This window comes from Shewanella sp. 3_MG-2023, assembly GCF_030548765.1.
Lineage (GTDB): Bacteria > Pseudomonadota > Gammaproteobacteria > Enterobacterales > Shewanellaceae > Shewanella.
On the sequence record NZ_JAUOSH010000054.1, the window covers coordinates 1 to 15,019 of the forward strand.

Sequence of the window (15,019 nt, forward strand, 5' to 3'; positions counted from 1 at the left end):
AGGTTCGAATCCTTCACGGCCCACCACTTTTCTGAAAGTGAGATTGCCTGTTAGGCTTTAATTCAGACGTAATGCCTCGTTACGTAAAATTAGATTGGTCGTTAGCTCAGTTGCTTGTTCACACAGACAGTTGGCTTTTGTTCCAAGTTAGTACAATAAGTATTAATAAAACCAAGATGGGCCGTTAGCTCAGTTGGTAGAGCAGTTGGCTTTTAACCAATTGGTCGAAGGTTCGAATCCTTCACGGCCCACCACTTTTTTGAAAGTGAGATTGCCTGTTAGGCTTTAATTCAGAATATCCCCTTAGCTACTCCTCTGTTATTATTCGTTATAATTACTATCTCAATTACTATCTCAATTACTATCTTAATAACTTTGATATTTTGCCTTAATATTCCCTTAGTTCTAATTCAGACTTAAACGCTACATTCCCTTTGTTCATATTTGGCTGCTTATCATTCTTTAGTCTTAACTTTTGTTGCTACCTGGCTACTTTTGTCTAATAGACCTATTGCTAATGTTGCTTGCTTGTTAAGTGGGTCATATTGCTATGGATGATAAGAATAGGGAGAGAATGATGAAACAAGCAAAAGTTGGTTTAGTAATAGGGTGTTCTTTACTAGCAATGAGTAATGTCACCTACGCAGATACAGAAATGGAGTTTGGTGGTTATGTTAAAGCTGATGTGATGTTCAGCTCTTATAGCAATGGGGCACCAGATTCAGGTAACTTATCTCGTCAATTTTATGTACCAGGTACCATTTATGGTGAAGCTGGTAACGGTAAGGAAGTCGTCGACTTTCAAGCCCGCGAAACGCGTTTTAATTTTAAAACTGTATCAGATTTCGATGGCCATAAATTATCAGGTTTTATCGAACTTGATTTTATGACTCATACTGATGGTAATGAGCGAGTATCAAACAGTTATTCCCCGCGTATTCGACAAGCCTTTGTCAGTTATGACAATTGGACTGTTGGTCAAACATGGACTACCTTCCAAAATCCAGGTGCATTACCTGAAAATTTAGACTTTGTGGGCGCAGCTGATGGTACGCCGTTTGTGCGTCAAGCGATGATCCGCTACACCAATGGCGGCTTTCAAATTGCGGTAGAAAACCCAGAAACAACCGTAAACCAATATGGTACAGCGTCAAGAGTGACCAGTGGTAGCGGTATGGTTCCTGATGTCGTTGCTCGTTATAACTTTAAGTCTGAAGGTGGTTCAGCAATTTCACTTGCTGCAATGGTTCGACAGTTAAATGTAGAGCAAAATGTGGGTACTGAAGCTATTGACTCCACTGAAGTCGGCTACGGCGCAAGTATTGCTGGTGTTATCCCTGTAGGTAACGATGACTTCAAGTTTTCTGTCACTTATGGTGAAGGCCTAGGTCGTTATATGGCGCTTAACTATGCCAATGCTGGTAACTTAGATGCATCAGGTGATATCCAAACTATTAGCTCTTATGGTGGCTTTGCTGCTTACCGTCATTGGTGGAATGATAAATGGCGTAGTAGTTTAACCTTTGCTGCACTAGAAATTGATAACGATACTTCATTATCAAGTGATGGTGTCAATGCGAGTTCATACTCTGGTTATATCAACTTACTCTACTCACCAACAAAACCGTTAACGTTTGGTGTTGAGTATATGTATGCTATGAACGAAAAAGAAAGTGGTGTAGATGGCGATTTAAGCCGAGTGTTATTCTCTGCTAAATACGTTCTATAAAAATATTTTTCTTAAATACAAAAAAGGGTTAATTCAATAAATTAACCCTTTTTATTGTCTGCGAAATGCGCTCAACGCAGCTTAGTTGTAATCATTGGTGATTAAGCAACTAATTTATTGTCGCGAACGTATTTATCATATTCTGTGTAACCGCCAACATGAACTTCATCAACGAAGATTTGCGGTACTGTTTCAACTGGCTTACCAACGGTTTTTTCTAAGTCTGCTTTAGAAATGCCTTCAGCGTGAATATCGACATATTTGAATTTAAAATCGTCACGTTGCGCAGTTAATTTTTCTGATAATTCAACAGCACGAACACAATATGGGCAGCCTGGACGGCCAAAAATAACAACAAACATAGTGACTCCTTTTTTTGATTTGACGATTTATACCATAAGTTTTATCGAATTGATATTGTATAAGCGCAGCGACTAAAAACTACTATCCGTGATCGTTTTATAACGGCCTTTATAGTCAAAAAACTTTTCGACTAAATACCATTTATGTTTCTGTTTTTTCAAAAGTAATAAGTCCGGCTTTTTAAAGTGCTCACTATGGGCGATTAAATCGGCGGGCTTTTTATATTGTGGGTGCTTCATGCCGGGAGTTCGACAATGAGGAGAGATAAATATAGCAAACAAAGCGCGGCGTTGCGCTGGTGTGTCCATATTAAAGTATTCTTTAAAGTCATTCGATTCAATATCAAAGTATTGCACCACAAGCTTGCCATTTTCTTCGATAAGCTGCATCTCTTGGCATTTAAACAAATGATGATGTTGAGACGACAATACCTGCTTTAAACGCTTGTCAGGATCAATGAGGGTAGATTGACAGATATGACAAATGCGCGCCGCGATATCATTTTCAGCGCCACAATCAGGGCAAGCTTTAGAACGAAATCTAAAGTCACACTGTTGAATGTTTGATGACGAGTCCTCTATTAGCCCCTGACAGCGTCTACCAAAGTGTTCAACAATATCACCGTCATTATCCACCAAGCCCCAAAAAGTATTGGCAAATTGGCATACAGGGCAATGCACTTGCACTGGCACAGATTTACTATTGGGTTTTACTTGACCCACTTCAGGAAAATATAAGTCATAACCGTTAGCGGCATAATCAATGACTAAGCAATCTTGTTTATCAGGCGCTAAGCGTAAACCTCGGCCAATCATTTGTTGAAATAAGCTTACTGATGCTGTGGGCCTTAAAATAACAATTAAATCGACATGAGGGGCGTCAAAACCGGTGGTTAATACAGCAACATTGACGATGAATTTAATTTTCTGTTGTTTGAACTGACTAATAATTTCGTCGCGTTCTGCATGTGGTGTATCTGCTGTAATGAGTGCAGCATCGTCATTTAATAATTTAAGTACTTCTTTTGCATGACGAACTGTCGCCGCAAAAATTAATACGCCTTTACGAGAGTCTGCTAATTGTTGTACTTGTTTTATGATGGCAGTGGTTGCGCGGCCTTGATGGTTGAGTAAATCATCAACTTCCTTTTGCGGAAATTCACCTGTATTACTTGGCTCTAACTGACTAAAGTCATATTGGGCACTTAGTCCATCAAATATTTTGGGTGCGGTTAAGTAGCCTTTTTTTATGAGCGGCCGCATAGGTAATTCAAAAATGCACTTTTCAAATACTGGCTTGTCAGCATTGCCTATTTTTCCATGGTAATGATGTCGATATATCCAACCTAAACCCAATCGATAGGGCGTGGCAGTTAGCCCTAACAGTTTTATTTGTGGATTAATCTTTTTGAGGTGAGTTAATAACTGTTGGTATTGGCTATCTTTATCATTACTGACTCGGTGACATTCATCAATTATTACCAATGAGAATGATTGGCAGAATTGCTCGGGCTTTCGCGCTGCTGATTGCACACTGGCGACCACGGTTTTACCATGGGCTTTTTTTTGCTTTAAACCCGCAGAATAAATATTGGCATCTTCAGTGAGTAAACCCACTTTTTCTGCATTTTGTGCCACGAGTTCTTTCACATGGGTCAAAACTAAAACGTTACCACGGGCAATTCGAGCTAGTTCGGCTATCACAATACTTTTGCCTGCTCCTGTAGGAAGTACCAGCACAGCAGAGTCATTAGATTGCTTAAAATGGGTTATAGCAGCGTTAACAGAGTCTTGTTGGTAATCGCGAAGTGAAATGGTTGCAGACATAAGTGAGTATGAAATGGCTTATTATTTAATATTGATCATGCAGGGTACTGTAGCATGAATACAAGCTAGCGCGGCGGAGTCTATTCAATAAAAGTCGCTGAATACATATCGTTTCAGCATGAGTTGATAGAGTTTTAAGCCAGAATAAATATAAAAAAGCCCCCTCAGTGAGAGGGCAACGAGAATCTGGTTAGGAGTTCTCAGGTTGGTAAGAGGGTGGGGAGTACTTAATAACCTCTTATTTTAAACTACTGTTATTGAGTTTTGTTTAAACGAGACTCTATCAAGGTATCAATCACCGCTGGATCTGCAAGGGTAGAAGAATCGCCTAAGTTGGTTACTTCATTTGCGGCAATTTTACGTAAGAAGCGGCGCATGATTTTACCTGAACGTGTTTTAGGTAAACCGCCAGCCCATTGAATTAAATCTGGGGTGGCTAGTGCGCCAATCTCTTTACGCACCCATTGACGTAGCCCTTGACGTAACTCTTCAGTTTCTTCAACGCCGTTAATTAAGGTTACATAGGCATAAATGCCTTGGCCTTTAATATCATGGGGGTAACCTACAACTGCGGCTTCAGCGACAAGATCGTGTGATACAAGCGCGCTTTCAACTTCAGCAGTACCGAGGCGGTGGCCCGATACGTTAATTACGTCATCAACACGGCCAGTGATCCAGTAATAACCATCCTCATCACGACGAGCGCCGTCACCAGTAAAGTACATACCTCTAAAGGTTTTAAAGTAAGTGAGAGCAAAACGATCATGGTCGCCAAATACGGTGCGCATTTGTCCCGGCCAAGAGTCAAGAATAACAAGGTTGCCATCTACAGCGCCTTCAAGAATATTACCCATGTTATCAACTAATGCCGGCTGAACCCCAAAAAATGGACGCGTAGCAGAGCCCGGTTTTGCATCTGTGGCGCCAGGTAATGGGCTAATCAAAATACCACCGGTTTCAGTCTGCCACCATGTATCCACAATTGGGCAGGATTCATGGCCAATCACTTCATGGTACCAGCGCCAAGCTTCAGGGTTAATGGGTTCACCCACCGAGCCCATTACCCGTAATGAGCTACCATCAAAACCATCAAACTGTTCTTTACCTTCTGCCATTAAAGCGCGAATTAACGTTGGTGCAGTATATAAAATATTAACTTTATGACGGTCGACCATTTCACCAAGACGAGCTGGATTTGGAGAGTTTGGTACTCCCTCATGAATAAGGATAGTTGCGCCATTGGCTAATGGACCATATACCATGTAGGAGTGACCGGTGATCCAACCCACATCAGCAGTACACCAATATACTTCACCTTCTTTGTAATCAAAAACATACTCGTGAGTCATTGAGGCGTAAACCATATAACCACCAGTGGTATGCAACACACCTTTCGGGTTACCGGTTGAGCCTGAAGTGTATAAAAGAAATAGCGGGTCTTCAGCGCCCATTTCTTCAGCTTGGCAATGCTCTGATGCCGTTGCAACGACATCGCTCCACCATATATCTCGGCCTTCAACCCAGTCGATATCACCACCAGTTCGATTAAGTACAATGACTTTTTCGACACAATCTACATCTGGGTTATTAAGCGCTTCATCAATGCTACGTTTAAGCGGAATTTTACGGCCACCACGCACGCCTTCATCAGCGGTGATCAAGACTTTTGATTTGCCATCAATTACGCGTGATGCAATTGAATCAGGTGAGAAACCGCCAAATACCACCGAATGGATCGCGCCAATGCGGGCACAAGCAAGCATAGCAACGGCCGCTTCAGGCACCATAGGCATATAAATTGTGACTACATCACCTTTACAAACCCCTTGGCTACGTAGAGCATTGGCAAATTTACACACATCAGTATGCAGTTCACGATAAGTGATTTTACGCTGTTCATTGGCATCGTCACCTTCCCAGATGATCGCTACGCGGTCGCCATTATCTTCTAAATGGCGATCTAAACAGTTTGAAGATGCGTTCAATGTGCCATCATAAAACCACTCAATAGACAGGTTATGATCATCAAAAGAGGTTTGTTTAATTTTGGTATAAGGCTTGATCCAATCGATGCGCTTACCGTGTTCTCTCCAAAAACCTTCAGGATTAACCACAGATTCTTGGTACATTTTTTTATACTTATCATTATCGACCAGTGCATTTTTAGCGAAATCGGCTGGTACTTTGTAGAGAGACTGCGAGCTCATATGGCTTCCCTTTGTCAAAATTTGCGTTATGAAAGTATCCTCTGCATGATGATGTTAACTCCATTAGACCTTGGTCTAGTTTTAAAATATCCTTAATATTTAGCTTGTTGCGCGTGTTAACATCTCATGCAAATAACGCAAAATTATTGCATAATTAATAAGCGAATATAATAAAAAGAGAAAGCTATGAATTTAACCTTAGTCGTTGCTGTGATTGCAATTTGCTATGTGTCATTACTGTTTATACTGGCCTGGGGCGCTGAACGTTGGTTTAGTAAAATCACTAATAAAGTTCAAGTATGGATATACGGCTTAAGTCTAGCTGTTTACTGTTCTTCATGGAGCTTCCTTGGCACAGTAGGTCAATCAGCGAACGATTTATGGTCTTTCTTGCCGATTTATCTTGGCCCAATCTTAATTTTTACCCTGGGTTTTGGGGTATTACGCAAAATGGTTTTAGTCTCTAAAGCGCAAAATATAACCTCGGTAGCCGATTTTATTGCCGCGCGCTATGGAAAATCCCAAGCCCTTGCTGCCATAGTGACCCTAATAGCACTATGCGGCATCATGCCCTATATTGCGCTGCAACTTAAAGCCATGGTATTTAGCCTTAATTTATTTCAACCTGATAATTTACCTTTAAATGGCGTCAGTATCCCTTTGGTGATTACTTTCATTTTGGCTATATTTGCGATTTTATTTGGCACTCGTAAATTGGATGCCACCGAACATAATCCTGGGATGATGGTAGCGATCGCTTTTGAGTCACTGATTAAATTAGTCGCCTTTTTGATTGTCGGTGTGGTGATTACTTATGGTTTTTTTGATGGTTTTGATGATATCTGGCAACAAGCGAAAGACAAAGAACTCATCAACCATGGCACTTTAAATATCGCTTCAATTTTACCGGAAATGCTGGTGGGGATTGCCGCCTTTATGTGTATGCCAAGGCAATTTCATGTGATGGTAGTTGAGTGTGCAGAAGAAGGGGTGTTAAAAAAAGCCCGCTGGATCTTTCCCTTGTATTTGGCCATGTTTGGCTTATTTGTGGCGCCATTAGCCCTTGCTGGTAAATTATTACTTGGTGATACCGTGGCGGCAGACACTTATGTGATTAACCTGCCTTTAGCATTAGATCAGCCTGTTCTCGCCGTTATTGCCTTATTAGGCACGCTTTCAGCAGCGACGGGTATGGTGATTGTTGCTGTTGTGACCATTAGTGTCATGATCAGTAACGAATGGTTAGTTCCAGTTATGCTACGTACTGGTAAAATCACTGGCACTAATTTCAATCAATTTGCGCGTTTTTTATTAAATGCGCGCCGTTTAGCCATCATCATTATTTTGGCCTTGGGTTATTTTAGTTACTTAATATTTGGTAGTAATGAATCGTTATCTCACCTTGGGCAGCTATCATTCGGTGCTTTTGCGCAGCTAGCACCCGCACTCATAGGTGGCTTGTATTGGAAGTATGGTAACCGTGCTGGGGTGTTTTTAGGTTTAGCAGTAGGCTTTTCATTGTGGTGTTATATTTTATTTGAGCGCAGCGTAGGCTTAGTGGGCGATACTGGGATCTTAGCGTCTATTAGCCCGGAAGTGAATGACACTTTAGTGGCGCTATTAGCCAATATTGCCTTTTATATTATAGGCTCGTTGTGGTTTCGAGCTGGGGTAGCTGAGCGCATTCAAGCCAGCCATTTTATTAATCCAGGCATTATTAAAAAGGACAGTAACCGAAAACATGGGGCGATATCTCAACAAGATTTATTAATTCTTGCCAGTCGTTTTGTTAGTCCAACCCGCGCTTATGAAAGCTTTAGTCAATACTCGCCAGCTGCGGTAAGAAGTGATTCTTGGCATAAAGTGGCTGATGAAGCGTTAATCTCACACACAGAGCATATGCTTGCAGGTGTGCTAGGAGCATCGAGCGCCTCACTGGTGATGGACTCGGTGTTACAAGGTCGCGATTTAGCCCTTGATGAAGTCTTTAGTTTAGTGGATGAAGCGTCAACCAAGGTGATGTTAAGCCAAGACATGTTACGCGGCGCCATTGAACATGCTTATGAAGGCATGAGTGTGGTGGACAAAGATTTAAACTTGGTCGCATGGAATTATAAATATGCCGAGCTATATGATTATCCTGACGGTTTTTTAAAGCAAGGCATGCCAATTAGTGAAGTGGTACGTTTTAACGCTACCAGAGGCTATTGTGGAGAGGGTGAAATTGATGCTCAAGTAGAAATGCGAGTGCAGCATATGCGCGCGGGCACAGAGCATACCTCAGAGCGACAACGCCGAGACGGTAAAGTGATAAAAATTCAAGGTAATCCAATGCCAGATGGCGGCTTTGTGATGACCTTTACCGATATCACCCAATACCGTGAGCAAGAGAAAGCCTTACTAGAAGCCAATGAAACCCTTGAAAGTCGAGTAAAAGAACGTACCTATGAACTGGCAATGCTTAACAGCGAACTACTAGAAGCAAAAGCCCAAGAAGAAATGGCTAATGCATCAAAAAGTCGTTTTCTTGCGGCCGTTGGGCATGATCTTATGCAGCCGCTTAATGCTGCAAGATTGTTTACTGCTTCACTAGCGCAATACCCGAATCTTGATTTAGAAGGGCAAACCACTTTATCCCATATCAACAACTCCTTGCGAACAGCGGGGGAGTTATTAACTGATTTATTGGATATATCAAAGCTTGATTCAGGCATGGTGGAGGTTAACCGCCGAGATTTTGCTATTGCTGACTTACTCACAGGTCTTGCTGTTGAGTTTGAGGCTATGTCAAAAGACACTCAAATTCGCTTCAATATGATCCCCTGTAATGCCACTGTCAACTCAGACTTATCCTTACTGAGGCGTATATTACAAAACTTTTTAACCAATGCTTACCGCTATGCTAGAGGCGGTAAAGTGCTGTTGGGTTGTCGCCGCCGAGGAAAGTATCTCGAAATTCAGGTGTTAGATACAGGTTGTGGCATTGATGAGCATGAAACAGAAGAGATATTTAAAGAGTTTAAACGCTTAAATCATCCCAGTAGCCAAAATGTCAGCGGCTTAGGCTTAGGGCTCGCTATTGCTGATCGAATAAGCAAGGTGTTAGATCATCAAATTCAGGTTTCATCAAAGCTTGGTCAAGGTTCAGTGTTCTCTATTATCGTGCCTTTAGGCGAAACCATCAGTGAAAAATCAGCTAAACCAGTGCCAAGCTTAACTCAGCCATTAGCTGGGGTAAAAGTGCTTTGTATTGATAATGAAGAGGCGATATTGGCAGGGCTTGAAAGCTTATTAACTCGCTGGAAGTGCGAGGTGATTTGTGCAACCGATTTAGCTGATGCTCGTATTAAACTTGGCCTTAAAGGGGTTGCTCCTGATATCGTTTTAGCTGATTACCATTTAGATAACAATCAAAATGGCGTCGATGCTATGGATGGTATTCGTTCGCGCTACGGTGAGCATTTACCCGGGATCTTGATAACGGCTAATACGAATAAGGATTTGGTTGAGGATGTACAAAAGCGTGGTTATCACTATATGGCTAAAATGATTAAACCAGCGGCATTACGGGCGTTAATATCAAGTTTAGTGAAGTAGGCCAATGAAGGGTTAATAAACGAAATCAAGCGCGTTAACAGCAAAAGGAAGAGCAATGATAACTGTCTATGGCGATAAAAAATCAGGTAACTGTTACAAAATAAAGCTGACTCTGGCGCTACTCAATATTGATTATCAATGGCAAGACGTGGACATTATGGCTGGAGGCAGCCAAACCAAGGCTTTTTTAGCTAAAAACCCAAACGGTAAGTTACCGATTATTGAGCTAGATGATGGTCGAGTGCTAGCCGAGTCCAATGCCATCATTGGATACTTGGCCGCTGGCTCGAGGTTAATTCCTGACGATAAATTTAATAATGCCTTAATGTATCAATGGCTGTTCTTTGAGCAATACAGTCACGAGCCTTGTATTGCCGTTGCTCGGTTTATCAAACTTTATCAAGGTATGCCAGTAGAGCGGCAAGCTGAGTTTGATAACTTACAAATTCAGGGGGGTAAGGTATTGAAATTAATTGATAACCAGTTAGCAGGGCAGGCATTTATGCTCGGTGAGCTATTTAGCCTGGCAGATATTGCGCTTTATGCCTACACCCATGTGGCCCATGAGGGTGGCTTTGATTTATCGGTTTATCCCAATCTCCAACAATGGTTAGCTAATGTTGAGTCACAAGCGGGTTTTGTTTCCATGCTCGATTAATCAATCGCGATCTTTTATCTGACCAGCTTAATCATTAGCAGCATTACTGATAACTTAAGCGCGTTGCAGCAAATCGGTTAAGTAAAGTGTGCATGATGTAACACAGTAATAAAGTCGCTACTATGGCAACCAAAATACTGCTAATACGGTAAAGTGCGCTATATATCAGATCGCTCCCTGGGCTTAGGTATTGGCCAAATAAAATACCCAGCGTGGTCATCGCTCCAAAACCAACGCCTGCGCCGACTTTTTCTTTAACATGAACTTGGCTAAATAGCATTAATCCGAACCATAAAACCGGCACTACTAAGATAAGCAGCCCCGACCAATCATAGAGAAACAACTGGGCTAACACACCGAATGTCACTCCAAGAAAGGTACCTATCGCACGTTTAAGGGCATAATTTAATACCCCAGTAAAATGCATCGGATAAAGTAATAAAATTGTGGCAGCTTGCGCCGACATAGAGTCTTGTAGATTAAATATCTGGAACACGATAAAAGATGCTGTGGCGATAGTTGCCCCCAGTAATACTTCATGTCGCATTCGATTTACTGATTTTGCTGGTGGTTTTTGCAATTTTCTGGGTTCAACATCAGGGATTAACGAGACCATGATATAGGCGATAATGATTGCCAGTATTGTGGCGCCGAGATTAGCGCCGATGAGACCGTTTAGATCAGTATCAGGGTAACTGGCAAAATTAAGCATGATGCTCAGATTAAGTAAACTATTGGCACCATAAAGAAAAAAACTGCCGCGGGTCATGGCGGTAAAAAAGCCAACAAACACCCCAAAAATAATCAGGGTCATTAAGACTGGATGGCCACCAAATAAACCACCGATAACGCCTACCACTAATCCAGCTGTGACAGAAGACGCCAACACCTGCCGCGCGACATGGGCGGTGAACACAGGTGCTAGCCCTAGCAATACCATAGGGGTAACAGTATAAAACACCCCGTTACTAAAGCCGAACAGTTTGCACACAGTAAAGCCAATCGTGCCAGCAGTGGCAATACGTAGACATTGACGTAAATCATTGGCTGTCATGGGATTAAATCTTAGTAACATGATTGTTGCCTTGTGTCGCTGTAATATATTTAAAATAGCGCATCTATCAAATGTATGATGTTAATAGATATAGTGCAGCATACTGATGGCTTTAATCTGCCCATGAGCTAATAAGTTCAGCAAACTATTTTCTGGCATTATCTGCACCGTCGCCCGTGCCCCCGTTGGCAATGTTCTCATGACTTCGTCATTATCTAATTGTAAATGCAATCTCATTCTTTGGGCGTCACGGACCCAGCGATCAGATTGTTGCGGAGTCGCTAAACTGCCATTGGCATCGAACTGTCCGGCGCTAACCCCAGCATCAATACTGCTGACGTGGGCGCGATATAAACGGCCTGGTTCACCGTCAAACGCAACAAGGGCTTTAGATGAAATTGAGACATCTCGTAATGCCTTTTCTCTAAAATCAGCAATAATATCCACATCATCAGAAACAAGAGCCAGTAGTGGCTGGCCAATGGCCGCAAAGCCGCCGACCATGATTTGCAAGTTAGTAACTGTGCCGTCTTGATCCGCATGAACTTGGGTATAAGACAGGTTTAATTTGGCTTGGGCTAAGCGATTTTCGGCCTGACGTACTTTTAAGTTATTGTTACCGTAAACACCGCGGCTCACTTCTAATTGCTTTAAACGGGCTTGGGTTGCCAGCAAATTTGCTTCAGCCGCAGCGGCATCGCTGTCAGCTTGATCGCGTTGCTGTTGGGATACGCCATTAGTTTTGTACAGTGCATCAAGACGCTTTGCTTCGCTGCGCTTTTGTTGTGATGTGGTTTGGCTGGCATTGACATCAGCTTGCGCCGCTAACAAAGAGGCATCTAGCTCAGCGTTATCTTGCTGGACTTGCTCTAAAGCCAACTGCGCTTCATCTACCGCTAACTTATACGGTCTAGGATCTACTTCAAACAGTAATTCACCCTTGCTAACAACTTGGTTATTAGTGACAGCAATAGTTTTAATGCGGCCATTAACTTGTGGGGTAACCTTAGTCACAACCCGAGTTGCCATAGCCTGCGGCGTTAATGGCATAGCGGCATCAGCAAACATAAAGTAACCAAATACCAGCATAAAGCCTGCTAAGGCAATTTTTGTTAGCCGCGAAAATTGTTGATCTGGTGTCATATTTGTATTCACTTACTTGTCTGTCATTTTAGCTAATTTGGTTAACGCATTATTACCAATCAGATTAATTACTCTTTCAAACTCAGTAAGTTCTTCAGCGTTTATGCCTAAGAGCAATTGGCTACGGATATTGATAATTGTTACTTCGACTTTCGTTATTAAATCTAGTCCAGCAGGAGTCAAATTGACAAGTCTGGCGCGTTTATCATGGGGGCAACAGTGGCGTTCAATGAGCCCTTGCTGTTCTAATTGGGCTAAGGTGCGCATTAAAGAGGCCAGTTCAATTTCTAAGGCATTGGCTAATACTTTTTGACTGAGGTTGTCGCCTAATCGCCACAGTTTCCATAAGGCTGTCCAGCGTGGGTAAGTTAACTCTAAAGGGGCAAGTTCAATGTCAACAGCGGTGCGCCATAAGCGATGCAGACGCCCCAATTGTTCTGCCAGTGATAGCTCTTTCATATGGTCGAATTCTTTTTGCATCATGGTTCCCATTTACTTAGCGTGCTAACTATTATACTTGGTTAGCACGCTAAGTAAATTGATTTTTTATCGCAGTGATTGCCCTAGTGTTATATATAACGCTAAGGCAATGATAGAAAAGAGAATAAATTTCAAACAAATAGATGTATCATTTTATGTTAATACTTAAGTCGTAATAGTCAGCAACAAGAATGGATAATTCAATAGGTAAAAGTTGAAATCTAAACACCAATGAAAAAGAATTAAAAGTATTTAGCAAGGATATCCAAGACTAGGTTTATACTGAATTAACTGACTACAACAAAGCACTTCTAACTTTAATCATCATAGTCACTGTGCCGTCACTAACGCGAGTCTGCCTGCGTTTAAACTCGTTCTTATAATTACAGTCTCATTTCCATAACAGCTTCACTAGTCATAGCTACATCTAGCTCACTTCCTTTAAGTGGGTGTTATCCATCCTTTATTCAATGTATTTATTATTAAAAGGTAGACAATGTGGTCGCCATAAAGAAATGCCCATCAATGACTGGCGATAGCCCAATTGATGAAACCTTGTTTGCGCTTATTGCGCAGGATATCGAAGCAAAAGGCTACAGTATTCGGCCAACGGCCTTGCCAGATGCATTAGCGAACAATTTGTTTAATCATCAGCAAGGGATAGAAGCAGACAAGTTTGAAGAAGCAGGTATAGGAAGGGGTGGCGAGTATTTAAAAAATGAGTTTGTTAGAACTGATGCCATTAGCTGGATAACCAATGGATCTGAAGCAGGCAGAGATTGGCTCACTTGGACCGCCAACTTGCAAAGCTTTTTAAATAGACGATTATTTCTAGGTTTGTTTTCATTTGAAAGTCACTTTGCTCATTATGGCCCAGGTGATTACTATAAAAGACACTATGATGCTTTTAAGGGCGAAGCGAATCGAGTGCTTTCAATCGTGGTATATTTTAATCGAGCGTGGTCAGCGTCAGATGGCGGCGAGTTAGTGTTATATCAAGATAACTTCGATAAAGAAGGCATTAAAGTAATGCCGTTACTGGGCACGATAGTGACATTTTTAAGTGAAGAGTTTCCCCATGAAGTATTGGCAGCCAAGCGGGATCGATATTCTATCGCTGGTTGGTTTAGGGTTAATACTTCTATCGCTGCTAAAGTCGATCCGCCGAGGTAAGTTATCCGTCTAGATGCGCTTAACCAACAGCTGGGCGATAAGCTGTTTATTTTACTAGCTCTGATAATGAAGCATCATTTTTTATTGAATTTTGACAGGAGAGAGCCGTTGAAATTAGCAGCTGCAATAAAACATTTTTGGTCCTTTGGTATTATCAGCGGACTAATAGTCTCGGTATTGGTAACACTCTTTATTGTCATATGGGAATGGCTCGAAAATCCTGGCGGCATATTTCACGGCGCTGAAGGTACAAATTGGCAATTTGTTTATGACACTGGCATCAGTTGGTTTATGCCTACTTTTATCTATGTCGCTATCATTGCCGCAGTGAGCCACCTCATATATTCAGCGATAAAATGGCTCAGTGATTCAGCTGATAACTCAAAATGAGAGTATTTAATGGGCAAGAGAATAGAATCAGTAACGTAGGTTTTGTGTAGCCAAAGTGATAGCCGCTATGATCGTACTAGCTGACAACAATATAAATGGGCTTTTTATTAAGTGTATCTGCAACAAAAAACTGCCTCAGCAACTAAAGTTTAATGGGTTAAGGTAATGACTTGCATAAGTGTACTTTCATGTCGTGTTAGTGACGTTGATTTATTGCTCAAACAATTTAATTAATGAACACTTTGGTTTTTTTATCAACACTTAAACGTTTTTATGTCATTTAGGGATTTACAGCGACCGCAGCTTGTCATATTATTCGCGGCGTTCGGAGAGATGGCAGAGTGGTCGAATGCACCGGTCTTGAAAACCGGCATGGGTTTGTAGCCCATCTAGGGTTCA

The 15,019-nt window shown here is 41.7% G+C and carries 11 protein-coding genes and 1 tRNA gene; 6 read left to right on the forward strand and 6 right to left on the reverse strand.

Annotated elements, in window-relative coordinates; genetic code table 11:
* The first annotated feature begins 178 nt into the window (after nucleotides 1-178).
* Nucleotides 179-254, forward strand: a tRNA-Lys gene (locus Q4591_RS19455).
* A 323-nt stretch (nucleotides 255-577) separates the two neighbouring features.
* A complete protein-coding gene (locus Q4591_RS19460; protein ID WP_102530928.1) occupies nucleotides 578-1,729 on the forward strand; it encodes a DcaP family trimeric outer membrane transporter in 1,152 nt (383 codons plus the stop codon).
* Between the two features lie 101 nt (nucleotides 1,730-1,830).
* Here the strand turns inward: Q4591_RS19460 and Q4591_RS19465 are convergent, their stop codons facing one another.
* From Q4591_RS19465 to acs, 3 genes are all read right to left on the reverse strand, one after another.
* On the reverse strand, nucleotides 1,831-2,091 hold the full coding sequence (locus tag Q4591_RS19465; RefSeq protein WP_076536809.1) for a GrxA family glutaredoxin: 261 nt from the start codon (nucleotides 2,089-2,091) through the stop codon (nucleotides 1,831-1,833).
* A gap of 72 nt (nucleotides 2,092-2,163) precedes the next feature.
* A complete protein-coding gene (locus tag Q4591_RS19470; RefSeq protein ID WP_303462521.1) occupies nucleotides 2,164-3,918 on the reverse strand; it encodes a DEAD/DEAH box helicase in 1,755 nt (584 codons plus the stop codon).
* A 254-nt stretch (nucleotides 3,919-4,172) separates the two neighbouring features.
* Complete coding sequence (acs, locus tag Q4591_RS19475; RefSeq protein WP_102436553.1) at nucleotides 4,173-6,125, reverse strand: acetate--CoA ligase; 1,953 nt, start codon at nucleotides 6,123-6,125, stop codon at nucleotides 4,173-4,175.
* 186 nt (nucleotides 6,126-6,311) lie between these two features.
* Between acs and Q4591_RS19480 the strand changes: the two genes are divergently transcribed.
* On the forward strand, nucleotides 6,312-9,722 hold the full coding sequence (locus tag Q4591_RS19480) for a PAS domain-containing hybrid sensor histidine kinase/response regulator (RefSeq protein ID WP_303462523.1): 3,411 nt from the start codon (nucleotides 6,312-6,314) through the stop codon (nucleotides 9,720-9,722).
* Nucleotides 9,723-9,780: 58 nt separating this feature from the next.
* Nucleotides 9,781-10,380, forward strand: coding sequence for a glutathione S-transferase family protein (locus Q4591_RS19485; protein WP_303462528.1), 600 nt, complete (start codon nucleotides 9,781-9,783; stop codon nucleotides 10,378-10,380).
* A 43-nt stretch (nucleotides 10,381-10,423) separates the two neighbouring features.
* On the opposite strand, the gene Q4591_RS19490 is transcribed toward Q4591_RS19485, so the two are convergent.
* From Q4591_RS19490 to slyA, 3 genes are read right to left on the reverse strand one after another with little or no spacing between them, the layout of a single operon-like run.
* Nucleotides 10,424-11,455, reverse strand: coding sequence for a DUF2955 domain-containing protein (locus Q4591_RS19490; RefSeq protein ID WP_303462525.1), 1,032 nt, complete (start codon nucleotides 11,453-11,455; stop codon nucleotides 10,424-10,426).
* Nucleotides 11,456-11,515: 60 nt separating this feature from the next.
* The gene (locus Q4591_RS19495) at nucleotides 11,516-12,577 is read right to left on the reverse strand and encodes an HlyD family secretion protein (RefSeq protein WP_102476136.1); all 1,062 of its coding nucleotides are present in this window, start codon (nucleotides 12,575-12,577) and stop codon (nucleotides 11,516-11,518) included.
* Nucleotides 12,578-12,589: 12 nt separating this feature from the next.
* Nucleotides 12,590-13,057: a transcriptional regulator SlyA gene (slyA, locus tag Q4591_RS19500; RefSeq protein WP_017059069.1), complete on the reverse strand. Its 468-nt coding sequence runs from the start codon at nucleotides 13,055-13,057 to the stop codon at nucleotides 12,590-12,592.
* Between the two features lie 525 nt (nucleotides 13,058-13,582).
* Between slyA and Q4591_RS19505 the strand changes: the two genes are divergently transcribed.
* Together Q4591_RS19505 and Q4591_RS19510 are read left to right on the forward strand one after the other, a co-directional pair.
* Nucleotides 13,583-14,230, forward strand: coding sequence for a 2OG-Fe(II) oxygenase (locus tag Q4591_RS19505; protein ID WP_102476135.1), 648 nt, complete (start codon nucleotides 13,583-13,585; stop codon nucleotides 14,228-14,230).
* A 108-nt stretch (nucleotides 14,231-14,338) separates the two neighbouring features.
* Nucleotides 14,339-14,620, forward strand: a complete 282-nt coding sequence (locus Q4591_RS19510; protein ID WP_102437062.1) for a hypothetical protein — start codon at nucleotides 14,339-14,341, stop codon at nucleotides 14,618-14,620.
* Nucleotides 14,621-15,019 lie beyond the last annotated feature (399 nt).

Coding starts and splice junctions, on each gene's coding strand:
- Q4591_RS19495 (WP_102476136.1), bottom strand. CDS start 12,577: ATGACACCAGATCAACAATTTTCGCGGCTAACAAAAATTGCCTTAGCA.
- acs (WP_102436553.1), bottom strand. CDS start 6,125: ATGAGCTCGCAGTCTCTCTACAAAGTACCAGCCGATTTCGCTAAAAAT.
- Q4591_RS19505 (WP_102476135.1), top strand. CDS start 13,583: ATGACTGGCGATAGCCCAATTGATGAAACCTTGTTTGCGCTTATTGCG.
- Q4591_RS19490 (WP_303462525.1), bottom strand. CDS start 11,455: ATGTTACTAAGATTTAATCCCATGACAGCCAATGATTTACGTCAATGT.
- slyA (WP_017059069.1), bottom strand. CDS start 13,057: ATGCAAAAAGAATTCGACCATATGAAAGAGCTATCACTGGCAGAACAA.
- Q4591_RS19460 (WP_102530928.1), top strand. CDS start 578: ATGAAACAAGCAAAAGTTGGTTTAGTAATAGGGTGTTCTTTACTAGCA.
- Q4591_RS19470 (WP_303462521.1), bottom strand. CDS start 3,918: ATGTCTGCAACCATTTCACTTCGCGATTACCAACAAGACTCTGTTAAC.
- Q4591_RS19480 (WP_303462523.1), top strand. CDS start 6,312: ATGAATTTAACCTTAGTCGTTGCTGTGATTGCAATTTGCTATGTGTCA.
- Q4591_RS19465 (WP_076536809.1), bottom strand. CDS start 2,091: ATGTTTGTTGTTATTTTTGGCCGTCCAGGCTGCCCATATTGTGTTCGT.